Source organism: Streptomyces sp. NPDC102451 (assembly GCF_044765485.1).
Taxonomy (GTDB): domain Bacteria; phylum Actinomycetota; class Actinomycetes; order Streptomycetales; family Streptomycetaceae; genus Streptomyces.
Genome location: NZ_JBIWKD010000013.1, coordinates 1 through 15,190, shown reverse-complemented (window position 1 = coordinate 15,190; position 15,190 = coordinate 1). Strand labels below are relative to the sequence as shown.

The 15,190-nt window shown below is 69.4% G+C and carries 14 protein-coding genes; 7 read left to right on the top strand and 7 right to left on the bottom strand.

All coding sequences use genetic code 11. The annotated features are described in order from the left end of the window. Positions 1-2 precede the first annotated feature (2 nt). The gene (locus tag ACIRD8_RS25700) at positions 3-1,196 is read right to left on the bottom strand and encodes a lipid-transfer protein (RefSeq protein ID WP_403995999.1); all 1,194 of its coding nucleotides are present in this window, start codon (positions 1,194-1,196) and stop codon (positions 3-5) included. A 423-nt stretch (positions 1,197-1,619) separates the two neighbouring features. On the opposite strand from ACIRD8_RS25700, the gene ACIRD8_RS25695 reads away from it, so the two are divergent. Then, positions 1,620-2,777 (top strand): acyl-CoA dehydrogenase family protein, encoded by a 1,158-nt coding sequence (locus ACIRD8_RS25695; RefSeq protein WP_403995996.1) that lies wholly within the window; start codon positions 1,620-1,622, stop codon positions 2,775-2,777. A gap of 70 nt (positions 2,778-2,847) precedes the next feature. On the opposite strand, the gene ACIRD8_RS25690 is transcribed toward ACIRD8_RS25695, so the two are convergent. Next, complete coding sequence (locus ACIRD8_RS25690) at positions 2,848-4,035, bottom strand: TetR/AcrR family transcriptional regulator (RefSeq protein ID WP_403995993.1); 1,188 nt, start codon at positions 4,033-4,035, stop codon at positions 2,848-2,850. Between the two features lie 491 nt (positions 4,036-4,526). Between ACIRD8_RS25690 and ACIRD8_RS25685 the strand changes: the two genes are divergently transcribed. The 5 genes from ACIRD8_RS25685 (at position 4,527) to ACIRD8_RS25665 (ending at position 10,298) form a co-directional block, all read left to right on the top strand. Then, positions 4,527-5,858: an MFS transporter gene (locus ACIRD8_RS25685; protein WP_403995990.1), complete on the top strand. Its 1,332-nt coding sequence runs from the start codon at positions 4,527-4,529 to the stop codon at positions 5,856-5,858. 47 nt (positions 5,859-5,905) lie between these two features. Next, positions 5,906-7,453, top strand: coding sequence for a long-chain fatty acid--CoA ligase (locus ACIRD8_RS25680; protein ID WP_403995987.1), 1,548 nt, complete (start codon positions 5,906-5,908; stop codon positions 7,451-7,453). A gap of 301 nt (positions 7,454-7,754) precedes the next feature. Then, entirely contained in the window at positions 7,755-8,600 is an 846-nt protein-coding gene (locus ACIRD8_RS25675) for an acyl-CoA thioesterase (protein WP_403995984.1), read from the top strand. Between the two features lie 28 nt (positions 8,601-8,628). Next, positions 8,629-9,135, top strand: coding sequence for a PaaI family thioesterase (locus ACIRD8_RS25670; RefSeq protein WP_403995981.1), 507 nt, complete (start codon positions 8,629-8,631; stop codon positions 9,133-9,135). Between the two features lie 68 nt (positions 9,136-9,203). After that, a complete protein-coding gene (locus ACIRD8_RS25665; protein WP_403995978.1) occupies positions 9,204-10,298 on the top strand; it encodes an MBL fold metallo-hydrolase in 1,095 nt (364 codons plus the stop codon). A 31-nt stretch (positions 10,299-10,329) separates the two neighbouring features. On the opposite strand, the gene ACIRD8_RS25660 is transcribed toward ACIRD8_RS25665, so the two are convergent. Next, positions 10,330-11,217 (bottom strand): TauD/TfdA dioxygenase family protein, encoded by an 888-nt coding sequence (locus ACIRD8_RS25660; RefSeq protein WP_403995975.1) that lies wholly within the window; start codon positions 11,215-11,217, stop codon positions 10,330-10,332. 113 nt (positions 11,218-11,330) lie between these two features. Between ACIRD8_RS25660 and ACIRD8_RS25655 the strand changes: the two genes are divergently transcribed. Continuing rightward, positions 11,331-12,191: a LysR family transcriptional regulator gene (locus tag ACIRD8_RS25655; RefSeq protein WP_403995973.1), complete on the top strand. Its 861-nt coding sequence runs from the start codon at positions 11,331-11,333 to the stop codon at positions 12,189-12,191. Between the two features lie 13 nt (positions 12,192-12,204). Here ACIRD8_RS25655 and ACIRD8_RS25650 read toward each other — a convergent pair whose 3' ends face one another. The 4 genes from ACIRD8_RS25650 to ACIRD8_RS25635 all read right to left on the bottom strand — a co-directional run. Continuing rightward, positions 12,205-12,591, bottom strand: a complete 387-nt coding sequence (locus ACIRD8_RS25650) for a Zn-ribbon domain-containing OB-fold protein (RefSeq protein WP_403995971.1) — start codon at positions 12,589-12,591, stop codon at positions 12,205-12,207. 132 nt (positions 12,592-12,723) lie between these two features. Next, positions 12,724-13,914 carry a TetR/AcrR family transcriptional regulator gene (locus tag ACIRD8_RS25645; protein ID WP_403995969.1) on the bottom strand — a complete coding sequence of 397 codons (1,191 nt, stop codon included), beginning with the start codon at positions 13,912-13,914 and terminating at the stop codon, positions 12,724-12,726. Between the two features lie 100 nt (positions 13,915-14,014). Continuing rightward, positions 14,015-14,770 carry an SDR family NAD(P)-dependent oxidoreductase gene (locus ACIRD8_RS25640; protein WP_403995967.1) on the bottom strand — a complete coding sequence of 252 codons (756 nt, stop codon included), beginning with the start codon at positions 14,768-14,770 and terminating at the stop codon, positions 14,015-14,017. A gap of 210 nt (positions 14,771-14,980) precedes the next feature. Beyond that, the coding region (locus ACIRD8_RS25635) for an acetyl-CoA carboxylase biotin carboxyl carrier protein subunit (protein WP_403995964.1) at positions 14,981-15,190 on the bottom strand (210 nt) is incomplete at its 5' end.

The window sequence follows — 15,190 nt, the reverse complement described above, 5'->3', positions numbered from 1 at the left end:
GGTCAGTTCGCCTTCTCGTAGAGGGTGACGACGCAGGCGCCGCCGAGCCCGAGGTTGTGCTGGAGGGCGTGGGTGAGTCCGCCGTCGACCTGGCGGGCGTCGGCCTGGCCGCGCAGCTGCCACACCAACTCGGTGCACTGGGCGAGACCGGTCGCGCCCAGCGGGTGGCCCTTGGACATCAGGCCGCCGGACGGGTTGACGACCACCCGGCCGCCGTAGGTGTTGTCGTCGTCCATCACGAACTTCTCGGCCGTGCCCTCAGGGGTCAGGCCGAGTGCCTCATAGGTGATGAACTCGTTGCTGGTGAAGCAGTCGTGCAGCTCGACGACCCGGATGTCCTCCGGGCCCACGCCCGCCGTCTCGTACACACGGGTGGCGGCGTTCTTCGCCATGTCGTAGCCGACGGTCCTGATCATGTCGCCGGAGTCGAACGCACCGGGGAAGTCCGTGGTCATCTCCTGGGCCGCGATCCGCACATCGGTCCGCAGTCCGTGACGGCGGGCGAAGTCCTCACTGCAGATGACCGCCGCGGCGGCGCCGCAGGTGGGCGGGCAGCACATCAGACGCGTCAGCGGACCGTACTGGTGCGGGGAGGCCAGTACGTCCTCGACCGTGATCGGGTCGCGGAACACCGCGTACGGATTGTTCGCCGCGTGCTTGCGCGACTTCACCGCGACCCGGGCGAACGCCTCGTTGCTGATTCCGTACGTGTCCATGTAGGCCTGGCCGGCCCCGCCGAACAGCTGGGCCGCCATCGGCGCGCCCTCCTGCCAACCCTGCGCCGCCACCGTCGCGTCGATACCGCGCTTCATGGCCGGCGGCCGGTCCGCGGGCTTGCCGCCGCCCAGCGCACCACGCTGCATCTGCTCGAAGCCGAAGGCGAGCACACACTCCGCCGCGCCCGAGGCCACGGCCTGCCGTGCCATCCACAGCGCCGACGAACCACTCGCGCAGTTGTTGTTCACGTTCAGCACCGGGATGCCCGACAGGCCCACCCCGTACAACGAGGCCTGACCCGACGTCGAGTCACCGAACACATAGCCCGCGTAGGCCTGCTGGACCAGCTCGTAACCGATCCCCGCGTCCGTGAGCGCAGCACGCACGGCGCGCTCACCCATCACGTCGTAGGTGTCACTCGCACCCGGCTTCTTGAACGGGATCATCCCGACCCCGACCACCTGCACATTGTTGCTCAACGGAAAACCTCGCGTGGCTAGTGGGCGTTTACAACGTGGTCGCCGAGAGCTTGGCATCCAGGGGGCGACACGGTCATCATTCAAGACGTGTGATTTACGCAACGCGGCCTCGCACCGAGGATCCAGACGTCCTGCATGCCCTGTCTATGCTGGGATCAAGGACTTCGCACGGTCTCGTCCGCAGTAGCAATTCGCGGTCGGCAAGAGGGTTACACGTCGTTTACTCGGAGGTATGCTCGCGGTCGAGCGAGTCCCTGACGGGGAAGCGCTACGGCTAAGGCCCGCTCCGTAGTGCTGAGCCGCGCGAGCTGTCGTCCGCGTCGGCGGAAGGCCTCAGCGGTGCGCGGATTCCCGCCGCACCTCACCGGCCCCGGGGCGCACATCCGCCCGGCAGGGCGACGACCGACCATGAGAGGTCCCACCATGCAGCGCAGTGTGTTCAACGAGGATCACGAGGCCTTCCGGAAGACCGTCCGGGACTTCATCGCCAAGGAGGTCACCCCCTTCTACCCGGACTGGGAGCGGGCCGGGCACGCCCCGCGCGAGTTCTACAACAAGCTCGGCGAACTGGGCGTCTTCGGGATCGAGGTGCCGCAGGAGTACGGCGGGGCGGGCGAGACCAGCATCAAGTACGAGACCGTGATCATCGAGGAGACGGCCCGCGCCGCTGTCACCTTCGGTGCCTCCGGCGTCCACACCGGCCTGTGCCTGGGCTACGTGATGCGCTACGCCACCGAGGAGCAGAAGCACCGCTGGCTGCCCCCCTTCATGAGCGGCGAGTCCATGTACGCGATCGCCATGACGGAGCCGGGCACCGGGTCCGACCTGGCGGGCATGTCCACCCGTGCCGAGCTGTCGGAGGACGGCACCCACTACGTCCTCAACGGCGCCAAGACCTTCATCACCGGCGGCGTCCAGGCCGACCGGGTCCTGGTGGTCTGCCGCACCTCCCCGGCCCCGGAGGAGAACCGCCGACTGGGCCTGACCATCCTGAACGTCGACGCGCACGCCGAAGGCTTCGCGGTCGGCCGCAAGCTCGAGAAGATCGGGATGAAGGCATCCGACACGGCCGAACTGTCGTTCACCGACGTCAAGGTCCCGGTCGAGGAGGTGCTCGGCGAGGAGGGCAGGGCCTTCCTGTACCTCTCCGAGAACCTGGTCAAGGAACGCCTGGTCATCGGCATCAGCGCGGCTGCCACCGCGACCGCCGCGATCGGATTCGCGATCGACTACACCAAGGAGCGCCAGGTCTTCGGCAAGCCGGTGGCCTCGTTCCAGAACACCAAGTTCGTGCTCGCGGAGTGCGCCGCCGAGACCGAGGCCCTGCAGACCATGGTGGACAAGGCGGTCGAACTGTACGACGCCGGCGAGCTGACCGCTGCCGACGCCGCCAAGCTCAAGCTGTTCGGCACCGAGGCGGCGGGCCGTGTCATCGACAAGTGCCTTCAGCTGCACGGGGGTTACGGGTACATGCTCGAGTACCCGATCGCCCGCCTCTACGCTTCCACCCGGGTCTCCCGGATCTACGGAGGCACCAACGAGGTGCAGAAGACCGTCATCGCCAAGTCGCTCGGCCTCTGACCGTCCGGCCACCTGCCTGCCCGGGCCCCCGCCGCGAACGTGGCAGGAGGGCCCGGGCAGACGCGCTGGGTCAGGAGCCGGGGGGCGGCGGAGCGGTGACGCCGAGGGAGTCCATCGCGATACCCGCCAGGACCTCCGGACACGTGGTGTCCCGGGCGGCGAGGAGCCGGGACAGGATCAGGATCACCGTGAGCGCCGAGGGCATCAGGACGCCGGCCTCGTCCTCGCTCAGTCCGGGGCGGCAGGTGCGCAGGAGGGCGTAGCACTCCGTGACGAAACCGACCTGCGCGCTGTGGGACCTCTGCTGCTCATCGGGGGACAGGACGCCGAGCCGGCCGACCAGGAGCGGAATGGCGCTGCCCGTGGAACCGCACAGGACGGCGTACGAGCGGAGCACGCGTCCGAGCGCCTCATCGGCCGTACTGCTCTCCGTCAGCGCCTTCGCGAGGGAGAAGTGCAGGACCTCGGCCTCTCGGTGCAGCGCGGTCGCCAGGATCTCCGCCTTGCTGGCGAAGTGGTTGTAGATGCTGGGTCCGGCGATTCCGGCCGCGGCCCCGATGCTCTCCATGCTGACCATCTGGAATCCGCGCGCCCTGAAGAGGGGGATCGCCGCCGCGAGCAGGGCCTCCCGGCGCGAGACGTGGGACAGCCCGGTCCCGGACCGTGCGGCGGGCCTCCCGCCCACCGCGGGCAGCGCACGGGTCCCGCACAGGGCGGTCGCCTGCGCACACAGCAGATCTTCGAAGTGCGGCCTCGGCAGATTCCTGCGGTGGTACGACGGGGAGGAGAGCACCGCGATGACGCCCCAGGCGAGCAGCCACGCCTCCCACGGTTCGAGGTCGGGGCGGCTCACGAGGACGGCCCGCTGGAGTGTGGCCGCGTGAGCCGAGTGCCGTTCGTTCACCTTGGCGAGGTCCTGCTCTGACAGGTTGCCCGACTCGCGCTCCAGCAGCATCGGAAGCATGCGGTGGTCGAGGCTGAAACGCGCGATGGACCTGATCATGGTGTCCAGGTCATCGGATTCGGCCATGGCTCCGGAGAACAGCTCCAGGCCGTCGAGCAGGACGCGGCTCAGGAGTTCCTGCTTGCCGCGGAAGTGCCGGTACAGCCCGCCGGCCGTGATCCCGACGGCGGCGGCGATGTCCTCCATGCTCGTCGCGTGATAGCCGGCCTGATGGAAGCACTCCGCGGCGGCGGTGAGAATCTGCGACTTACGGTCGGCGGGTCGGCGGGTCGGGCGCCCGGTTCTCGTGCTCACCCTGGCCATCCTAGGGTCTTCCGTCCGGACCGGGCCGGGCGGCCGGAGAGTGGTGCCAGGGCGCGCGGGGCGCCGCACGGGCCGCGGTGACGATCAGCCTAGGTGAATGGGCATTCGCAAGGAGCTGACCGCTGCGACACCACATCTCGGTCTCAAATGAGGCTGTCGAAGGGTGTTGACTTGAAGCGGCGGAGGGCTGAAAGTAAACGCCAAGAAGTCTAGCGGATGAGGGAAACGCCACAAGCGGCGGGCCCGTACCGCACCCTCTCGCCGTGTGGCAGAGGGCTTCCGGCCACCCGGTCCGGAGCCCACCGCATCGTCGAGGCAGAGAACGGTCGCCGAGTCGACCGGCTCCACAAGCCTCCGGGCCTTCGCCCATCCCCTTCGACGCACCGCAGCAGTACGTCCCGCGCTGCCCTGCCCGTCTCCTCGACGCGCGGTGGCGGGCGTGCGAGGACGCTGCCCTCAGCCCGAGCGGAAGGTAGTCACCCATGACGTTGGACCAGGGGTCGGAAGCCCAGGCCCGGGCGACAGCGCCCCGTACACCGACGGATACCACTCGACGCGCCTGGTGGGTGGTGGCGATGCTCGTCCTGTTCATCGTCGTCAATTACGCCGACAAAGTGGTCGTGGGGATCGCGGGCGTGGACATGATCCGCGACCTCGGGATCGACTCGACCCGGTACGGAGTCGTCCAGAGCAGCTTCTTCTGGTTCTTCGCGGTGGGCTCCCTCGCGGGCGGCCTGCTCATAGGCCGGATCAAGGCACGCTGGTTGCTGGCCGGCACGGCCGGGCTCTGGGTGCTGAGCATGCTCCCGGCGGTCTGGAGCTCCAGTTTCGCCGTGATCGTCGCCTGCCGGATGCTGCTCGGCTTCGCCGAGGGCCCGGCGTCCGCGATGGCCATGTCGGTCACCCACAGCTGGTTCCGCCCGGAGAAACGGGCCCTGCCCACCTCGTTCGTCACCGCGGGTGCCTCCGTCGGTCCGCTTCTCTCCGCCCCGCTGCTGACGGAAGTGATCATTTCGCACAGCTGGCACGCGGCGTTCGCCGTGCTCGCGGTGGCCGGCGTCCTCTGGACGGCCGTCTGGCTGTTCGTGGGCAGGGAAGGGCCCGAGTCCGGGGCCGCTGCCACCCACCCCACCACCGTCCCGCTGCCCGACCGGGTGCCGCTGCGGAGGCTGTTCGGTACGCGCACGGTGATCGGTGTGCACATCCTGTTCTTCGCGGCCTACTGCAGCGCTTCGGTCAAGATCAGCTGGATGCCGCTCTACCTGCGCGAAGGTCTCGGCTATGACGCGCGGACGGCCGGGCAACTGGTGACACTGCCCTACGCGGCGACTGCGCTCTTCATCATCCTGTCCGGCTTCGTGTCGCGAGCCCTGACCGAGCGCGGCGTCCCCAACCGGATCACCCGGGGACTGATCCCCTGTGCCCTGATGGGCGCCGGCGGTCTGTGCACCCTGGGCCTGGGCATGGCCGGCCGGGGCCCTCTGCTGATCGTCCTGATCGTCTGCGGCGCTTCGCTGACCACCGGCGGCATGGGCCTGGCCTACGCCACGGTCTCCGACGTCGCCCCCGCCGGGCAGCGCGGGCTGGTGATGTCGTGCGTCGTCGCCGCGTTCAGTGTCGGCGGCATGGTCGCCCCGCTCGTCCTCGGCAATCTCATCGATTCCGCGGCGACCCCCCTCGACGGCTATTCCACCGGGTTCCTTCTCATCGGGGCGGTGCTGGTCATCGGTTCCTTGAGCGCCGGCTGTCTGATCAACCAGGACCGTGACGCCCGGCTGCTCGGCGCGTGGGCGAAGAACGAGATCACGACGTGAACGCAGAGTAAGAACAATGCACCCTCCATACGAAGGAAGTAATCGCGGTGTATCTGACGCAGAGCCTGCACAGAGCGGTGCAGCAGTCCCCGGACCTTCCCGCGACCATATGCGGCGACCGGGTGCGATCCCACCGGGAGGTGGCGGACCGCGTGGCCCGTCTGGCCGGCGGTCTGGGAGGGCTGGGTGTGTCCCGGGGTGACAGGGTGGGGCTGCTCGCGCTCAACTCCGACGTGTTCCACGAGTACTACTACGGCGTGTGGTGGATGGGCGGGGTGGTCAACCCGGTCAACACCCGCTGGAGCCCTCAGGAGATCGTCTACTCCCTGGAGGAGTCCGGCACCCGGGTCCTGATCGTCGACGACGCCTTCGCCCCCCTGGTACCGCGGCTGCGGGAACTGTGGGACGGCATCGCCGTGGTGCTGTACTGCGGGGACGGCCCGGTCCCGGACGGCATGCTCGGTTACGAGGAACTGATCGCGGGCGCCGAACCGGTCGCGGACCTGCGGGCCGACGGCGACACGCTGGCGGGGCTGTTCTACACCGGTGGCACGACGGGCTTCCCCAAGGGGGTGATGCTCAGCCACCGGAACATCCTCTCCTCGAGTCACGGCCTCGTCGCCGCCGGCCAGGACACCAAGCGGGGCCAGCGGCTGCTGCACTGCGCGCCCCTCTTCCACCTCGCCGCCCTCGGTGCCTGGAACAACCAGAATCTGGTCGGCGGCTGCCATGTGTTCCTCCCCGTCTTCGACCCGGTCGCGGTCCTGGAAGCGATTCAGGAGCACCGGCTGAACGCCCTTCTGCTGGTTCCGGCCATGATCCAGATGGTGGTCGACCGCGAGAAGATCGCTGACTACGATCTCTCCAGCGTCGACCGGGTCGGGTACGGTGCCTCGCCCATCTCCGAGCCGCTGCTCGACCGCGCCATGGCCGTGTTCCCCTCCGCCGTCTTCAGCCAGGGCTACGGCATGACGGAGCTCGCGCCCGGAGCGTGTGTACTCACCGCCCAGGACCACCACGAGCGCGGCCTGCTGCGCTCGGCCGGGCGCGCCATCACCTGCGTCGAGGTCCAGGTGGTGGACCCGGAGGGCCACGAGGTTCCGCGCGGCCGTGTCGGCGAGATCGTGGTCAGCGGGCCCAACGTGATGCTGGGGTACTGGAACAAGCCCGAGGAGACCGCGGCGGCGCTGCGTGGCGGCTGGATGCACACCGGTGACGCCGGATACATGGACGAGGACGGCTACGTGTTCCTCGTCGACCGGATGAAGGACATGATCGTCTCCGGCGGTGAGAACGTCTACTCCGCCGAGGTCGAGAACGCCCTCGCCAAGCACCCCTCCGTAGCCGCCTGCGCCGTCATCGGGGTACCGGACCGCCAGTGGGGCGAGCGTGTCCACGCCGTCATCATCCTCAAGCCCGGTGCCACCGCTCGCGAGGAGGAGATCCGCGACCACTGCCGGAAGCTGATCGCCGGTTACAAGGCGCCCCGGAGCTGCGAGTTCGTCGACGCCTTGCCGCTGTCCCCGGCCGGCAAGATCCTCAAGCGTGAGCTGCGTAAGCCCTACTGGGACGGCGTGGAGCGCTCCGTCAACTGAGGGCCCCGCCGGACCGCGCCCCGGCCTGATTCGGGACTGAGGCGCGGTCGGTCGGACGGGCTGTCTCCGTCACACCTGGAGTAAATCACGGATACGCCTCTGGGTGCCGAAAATGTGGTCCTCGTAACGTCTCTGGCCTATCAAGTGAATGAGTAGTTAAGATCGACTGATCGTATGTGAGTGCCCCTGCCCGGTGTGCGGGAAGAGGCCGCTCTCCTGGCCCCCTACCGTCGCCCGGTTGGTGATCTCCATGCAGCACGATGCCCTCCTCCCTCATCCCCCTGGCCCCGCACGGACGTTCGTGGAACCCGCCACGCCGTTCTCGGACCTGCTGACCCTGGAACGACTGGAGGAGGACCTGTACCGGGGCGTCTGCCACCAGGGCGCGCCACTCCACGCGTTCGGCGGGCAGGTCGCCGGGCAGGCGCTGATCGCGGCCGGCAGCACGCTGTCGGACGCTCTGCGGGTGCACTCCCTGCACGGGTACTTCATCAGGGCCGGCCGTACGGACCGGCCGATCGTCTACCAGGTGGACCGGACACGTGACGGCCGCTCCTTCGCCACCCGCCGGGTCGTGGCCGTCCAGGACGGCAAGACGATCTTCAGTCTGTCGGCGTCCTTCCAGCGACCCGAGCAGAGCCCCGAACACCAGGCGGCCATGCCTGACGCGCCGGGCCCGGAGGGCTTGCCCGAGCTCTGGGAGACCGGGCCGCGCGACGGCGGGTGGCCGATCTTCGAAGCGGTGCTGGAGTCGCGCGGCGTGGGCGATCCCCACGGCCAGGGGAGTCTTCCGAGTACGGGGCAGGGCCCGCGAAGACACCTGTGGGTGCGTACGCGCGACGCCCTGCCGGACACGCCGCTGCTCCACGCCTGCGCGTTGACCTACTTCTCCGACATCCGGCTGGTGGAGACCTCCGACCTGCCGTACATGGACGACACCCGCGAGCGGATGATCGCCTCGCTCGACCACGCCGTGTGGTTCCACCGGCCGTTCCATGCCGATGAGTGGCTGCTCTTCGCGATGGAGAGCCCCAACTTCGCCTCCTCGCGCGGACTCGCGCGCGGCCAGTTCTTCACCCGGGACGGCCGCTTGGTCGCCTCGGTCGTACAGGAGGGACTCATCAGGCGGCCGTCGGCCCTCCGGTGAACCCCCTCGCCGACAGAAGGAGCGCCTGATGACCGTTCACCCCTCACCCGACGCACCCACGTCACCGGCCCGGGGCCTTGCCCAGGGCTCGGCCGGTCAGCAGACGGTACGCAGCGGACTCGACGTGCTCCAGGAGCACTTGACTGCCGGGGGCGGCCCCAGGCAGCCGGTGGAGAGGCTGCTGCGCATGGAGGTGCGCAGCGTCGTGCACGGGCGGGCCGTCGTCGAGATGGCCCCCACCGCGGACCACCTCAACGGACAGGGCATCCTGCATGGCGGCATGTACGCCACGGTGTTGGACAGCGCCTGCGCTGCCGCCTGTTACACGACGGTCCCGGACGGGACGCGCATCGTCTCGACCGATCTGTCGGTGAAGTTCCTGCGCTCGGCGGCCCCGGACAGCGGCGTACTGGAGTGCACGGCCGAGGTCGTCAACCGGGGCCGCCGGAACGTACTGCTGGAGGCGAGGATGACCGATCAGGCCGGCCGCCTGCTCGCCTTCGCGACCTGCACGATCATGGTGCTGCAGGACTGAACCCGCGCTGACGTGCGAGAGGGCCGTGCCCACGATGCGGTCCGCCCGGAATCGGACGAAGGAACCCCATGACCATGGAGATCACCGGCAGTGTGCAGTGGCAGGCCTGGCAGGACAAGGTGATGCCGCCCGTGGAGAGGGTCTCGGACGGCCTGTGGTCCATCCCGGTACCCATCCCGCGCAATCCGCTGCGCTACGTCCTGGTCTACGCACTGGAGTGCCGTGACGGTCTGGTGCTGATCGACGCAGGCTGGGACGACGACGTCTCGTGGCTGGCCCTCACCGAAGGTGTCCGCGCCACCGGCCACGACATCAAGGACGTCCGTGCCGTGCTGGTGACCCACCACCACGCCGACCATCTGGGTCTGGCCGGCCGGGTCCGTGAGGCATCCGGCGCATGGGTCGCGCTGCACGCGCTGGACGCGGCGGCCGCACGTACGACGCCGAGTTCCGCCGGAGGCCTGGCCGAAGACATCCGCGGGCACCTGGAGCTCCACGGGGTCCCCGCCGGAGAGGCGCGCCGGACCGTCGGCGCCCTGGACGTCGGCCGTTCCCTGGACGCCCCGCCGGCGGACGTGCTGCTGGAGGACGGTGAGGCGATCCGCGTGCCCGGTCTGGATCTGAGGGTGATCTGGACACCGGGACACAGCCCCGGCCACTCCTGCTTCTACGAGCCCGACCGTCGGCTGCTTTTCTCCGGCGACCACGTACTTCCCCGGATCACGCCGCAGATCGCCGTCTACGCGCAGACCCAGGGCGACCCGCTCGCGGACTTCCTCCGCTCGCTGGAGCGGCTGGACCGGTTCGCCGTGGACGAGGTGCTCCCGGCGCACGAGTACCGCTTCAAGGGGCTCGACGAGCGGACGGCGTACATGGCGCGTCACCACACGGAGCGTCTCGCCGAGCTGGACGCATGTGTCGGGAAGAAGCCCGGGTCCACCGCCTGGGAGCTGTCCTCGCAGCTGGTGTGGTCCCGCCCCTGGGACACCTTCGACACGACCAGCCGCCGTTTCGCCCTGGCCGAGACGATCGCCCATCTCGTCCTGCTGCGCAACCGTGGCACGGTGCACAGCGCCGACGGTCACCCCGTGCGTTGGTTCCCGAGTGCGGCGGACCGACCGGAGGGACGCCCTGCCCGGCAGGACCTGCCGGGCGCACGGTGACCGGGACCGTCGCCGCGGTCCCGGCCGGGTGTCAGACCGTGCCGTTCCAGCCGGTGCCCGCGATGGCGATCCGCTCCATCACGCGGCGCCGCGGGTAGTAGTCGTTGATCGCGTAGTGCTGGACCGCCCAGTTGTCCCAGACCGCCACCGAGCCGGGCTCCCAGCGGAAACGCACCTGGTACTCCGGCACCCGGGCCTGGGCCCGCAGGTATTCAAGGAGTGTGTGGCTCTCGTCCTCGGGCACACCGACGAGACGCATGGTGAACGGCTCGTTGACATAGAGCGTCCTGCGGCCGCTCAAGGGGTGCACCTTGACGACGGGATGGACGACGGTGGGCAGCTTCTCCCGCACCGCGTCCCGCTGCTCCTCGGGGATGGCGCGACCCCATGTGTCGATCCAGTCGTGCTCTGCCTCCAGCCCGTCGATCCGCTCCTTCACCTCCTCGGGAAGGTTGTCGTACGCGGCCGCCATGTCCGCCCACATGGTGTCGCCTGCGTGGTCGGGGACCTCGATGGCGCGCAGTACGGAGCCCCGGGCCGGCTCGGCGAGGAAGGAGTGGTCCGAGTGCCACAGGTTCTCCTTGCCGTACATGTCGGTGCCCTTGGCGAGCCGTGAGATACGGGCTTCGTCGCCCGTGGGGAAGAACGGGTTGGCCTCGGGCTCGCCCCACACGCAGGCGAGCTGTATGTGCTGCTCGGGGCTGAGGGACTGGTCACGGAAGAAGATGACCTTCCACTCCAGCAGGGCCCGGCGCAGTTCCTCCCGCAACTCCTCGTCCAGCGGTGCCGTGAGGTCCACGTCGGAGATCTCCGCTCCGATGAGCGAGGTCACGGGACGGACAGCGAATCGCTTGTACGGCTCGTCGGCCGCGGTCCTCTCCAGCGTCCGGATTCCGCCCTGCATCAGTCGAAGTGCCATGGGGATGTCACGTCCTCGGGGGGTAGGGGTCCTGCGGTTCTCTGGCCTTCCTGTGACTGTAGAGACCCTGGTCAGGGGTGTGAAGAACCGAATTTTCGTGGTATTCACAACGTGTGGTTGTCGATCTCGTCGCCAGGCGGCTCCGTCAGTTCATCGTGGTCGCCGAGGAGTTGAACTTCACCCGGGCGGGCGCCCGGCTCTTCGTCGCGCAACAGGCCCTCAGCCGTCAGATCCGGCAGCTGGAGGAGGAACTGGGGGTCCAGCTCTTCGAACGGACCACCCGCCGGGTCGCGTTGACCCAGGCCGGTGAGGCGCTGCTCGCCGATGCCCGGCTGCTCGTGGCGCAGGCCGACGAGACCGTCGACCGCGTACGGCGGACCGCCGCCGGCAAGTCGGCGGTCCTGCGGCTCGGGTTCGTACCGGGTGGCGTCTGTCCGGCGACCAGACGGGTTCTTGCCGCCTTCGAAGCGGAACACCCGCACGTCGAGGTCCGCCTCGAGGAAACCTCGTGGAACGACCCTGACGCCGGTCTCGGGGAGGAGGCGTGCCACGCGGCCGTGCTGTATCTGCCCCACGGACAGAACACACTCGACACCGTGCCGGTCGACGTGGTGTCCGCCCTCGTCGCCCTGCCTCGTGGCCACGTCCTGGCGGAGCGGGAGGCACTGGTGGCTGAGGACCTCAAGGGTCTTCCGTCGGTCTGGTACGACGTCCCCACCACGTCGTTCCTGCAGCGGTGGAACGTCGGTGAGACGGCCGTCAGGACCCGCACCGTGCACGAGTGGATGGCGGCCGTCGCCACCGGCCGCGGCTTCGGCGTCACCGGATCGGGAGCGCGGGCCTTCCTCGCGGTGCCGGGCATCACCTACCGGCCGGTGACGGGCCTCGCCGATCTCACCATCGGGTTCGCCGCCCGCAGGGACGAAGCGAACCCGTACGTCAGGGCGCTGCTGGAGTGCGCGCGAGCGCGCTAGAGGGGGGCGGATTTCAGCGGCGCTGATCCGCGTCGGCGGGAGCCTGGACCGCGAAGACGGGCACTCTGCCGTCCACGAAGCGCTGGAAGCGTACGCGGGTGCCGACGGTGGGTGCGGGCATGGTGCATCCGCTGAGACGTGCCTCGATGCTGAATCCGTCGTCCAGCCCGACCAGGCACACGAGGCGGGGCTCATGACCCTTGCGAGGCCTGTACTGGTAGTCGTCGATCCGGCCCGTGCCCTGGCTGTCCTCCCAGGTGAGGTCCTCGCCGCCGCAGTGAGGGCAGATGCACCGGCCGCCGAACAAGGCGCTGGCGCACCAGGCGCATCGCTGGAAACGGAGAGGTGCGAGGGCTTCCGCGCCCTCCTGTGCGGATTCGTTGCTGGTCCGGAAATACATGGTTTCTCCTGGACTGGTGACGGGAGGGGACGAGGCGGGCATGGGCGCGCCGGCTGTATGCGGGCACGCGGGATCCCGGTGCGGCCCGGGCGTGCCGGGCAGGGGTTCGGCCGACGGCCGTCCGCTCGGGGATCAGGCGGCGGCCGGGCCGTCGATCCCCAGGATCGCGATGCCCAGGTGAACCAAGGCTGAAGCGGCCTCGACGCGGTCCTTGACCACGGGGAGTCTGGGCAGGAGGTTGAGCACGGTCAGCGCGGCCTGGACGGTGACCCGCGCCTCGATCTGGTCGAGGTCCGGCCGGCAGTCGAGCAGCAGGGCGACCCATTCGGCCACGTAGTCCACCTGGGACCGGTGCAGTGTTTCCTGGTCGGCAGCGGGAACGTGTGCCCGTTCGCTGACCGTCAGCAGGACACCGGAGCCGTGGTCGGACGTCGTGGACCGCGCGTAACTGCGCAGCAGCCGTTCCAGGGCCTGCCGCGCTGTGGAGCTCTGCGCCAGGTCGTGCACCAGCGTGGCCCACTTCACCTCCGAGGCCCGGTGGAGTACGGCGGCGAGCAGATCCGCCTTGCCGGGGAAGTGGTGGTAGACGGCCAGGCGTGAGATGCCGATCGCCGCTCCGATGTCCTCCATGCTGACCGACTGGTAGCCGTGCTGTGCGAACAGCGGTCCGGCTGCGGCGAGCAGGGCCTCCCGCCGGGAGGCCGGCGTCAGGCCCTGCTTCCTGGCCGCCGGCGGCGTGGCTCGGGGCGGGGCAGGGGGGAGCGTCGTCCGGCAGGCCCCCTCCGCCAGCTTCTGGAGCAGGTCCTCGAAGCGTCGGCGGGGGAGTTCGGTGCGGTGGTAGGAGGGGCTCGCGAGCACGGCGAGCGCGGCCCAGCTCACCAGAGGAACGTCCTGCGGGGCGAGTTCGGGCCGGGCCGCGCGGAGTGCCACGCCCAGCGAATCGGCGATCCGCGCGTGGCGCTCTCGTACCTCGTCCTGGTGCAGCTCCGAGAGGTGGCGGGTCTCACGGTCCCAGACCACCGGGTACGACCGGTGGTCGAGAGAGAAGGAGGCGACGGCGTCTGTCAGGGAAGGGAGATCGCCCGGCTCTGCCATCACGCCCAGGAGCTGATCGGTGCTGTCGAGCAGTGCGGCGCCGAGCAGTTCCTGCTTGCCGCGGAAGTGACGGTAGAGCCCGCCGGCCGTGATCCCTACGGCCGACGCGATGTCCTCCATGCCGGTCGCCTCGTAGCCGGACTCGTGGAAGCAGTCCATGGCGGCCGCGAGGATCAGTACCTTGCGGTTCCTCGGGCGCCGGGTCGGACCGCTGCTCGTCGTGCTCACGTCGGACATCCTAGGTCTGCGGTGGTCGGATGAGGTGCACGGGCGCCGGGCGGAACTGCCAAGGACTGCCCCGGCACCGGGGATCGGGGCGCGGGCACGTCTACTTCGGAGCCATGCGGATGGCGCCGTCCAGGCGGATGACCTCGCCGTTGAGCATGGAGTTGTGGACGATGTGCTCGGCCAGGGCGGCGTACTCGTCGGGCTCGCCGAGGCGGGACGGGTGGGGGACCTGGGCGCCGAGGGAGTCCTGGGTCTCCTGGGGCAGACCGGCGATCATCGGGGTACGGAACGTACCCGGGGCGATGGCCATCACGCGGATCTTGAGCCCCGCGAGGTCCCGGGCGACGGGAAGGGTCATGCCCGCTACGCCTGCCTTGGACGCGCTGTACGCGGCCTGGCCGATCTGCCCGTCGAACGCGGCGACGGAAGCGGTGTTGACGATGACACCCCTCTCTCCGTCGATCTCGTCGTTCCCGGCCATCTCGGCCGCGGCCAGGCGCAGTACGTTGAACGTGCCGACCAGATTGATCCGGACGACACGCTCGAACAGGCCCAGGTCGAACGGGCCTTGCCTGCCGACCGTGCGAGCGGCGGGCGCGATTCCCGCACAGTTGACGGCGACGCGCAGCGGGGCGAGCCGGGCGGCGGTGGTGACCGCTGCGGCGGCGTCGGTCTCGTCGGTGACATCACCGGGACAGAAGGCCGCGCCGATCTCCCTGGCCACGGCCTCTCCGTCGGAGGTGGGCAGATCGAGCAGGACGACCTCGGCGCCGCCGTCGACCAGACGCTTGGCGGTGGCCAGGCCGAGCCCGGAGGCGCCGCCGGTGACGACGGCGGAGATGCCGGTGGTCTGCATGAGGGAACTCTCCTCGGGTGGATGACGCGTCAGCAGCACATGAGGGGTGGTGCCCGGGGGTGGGAGCACATCCGTGGACAGTGGTTAAGTAAATCTCGCGTCGATTATCACGTCTAGCTGAATCAGCCAGAGATGTGCGTGATATGGGCAACAAGTAAACGCGACTCCGAGGCGAGCATGCCCGCCCGATCGTCTTCGGGCGGGCAGTCGTCAGTCCTTGATCTCGCAGATCGCGGCGCCGGACGACACCGAGGTGCCGACCTCCGCGGCCAGGCCCTTGACGGTGCCGGAGCGGTGGGCGTTGAGGGGCTGTTCCATCTTCATGGCTTCGAGGACGACGATGAGGTCGCCTTCCTTGACCTCCTGGCCCTCTTCCACGGCGATCTTGACGATGGTGCCCTGCATCGGGGAGGCGAGGGT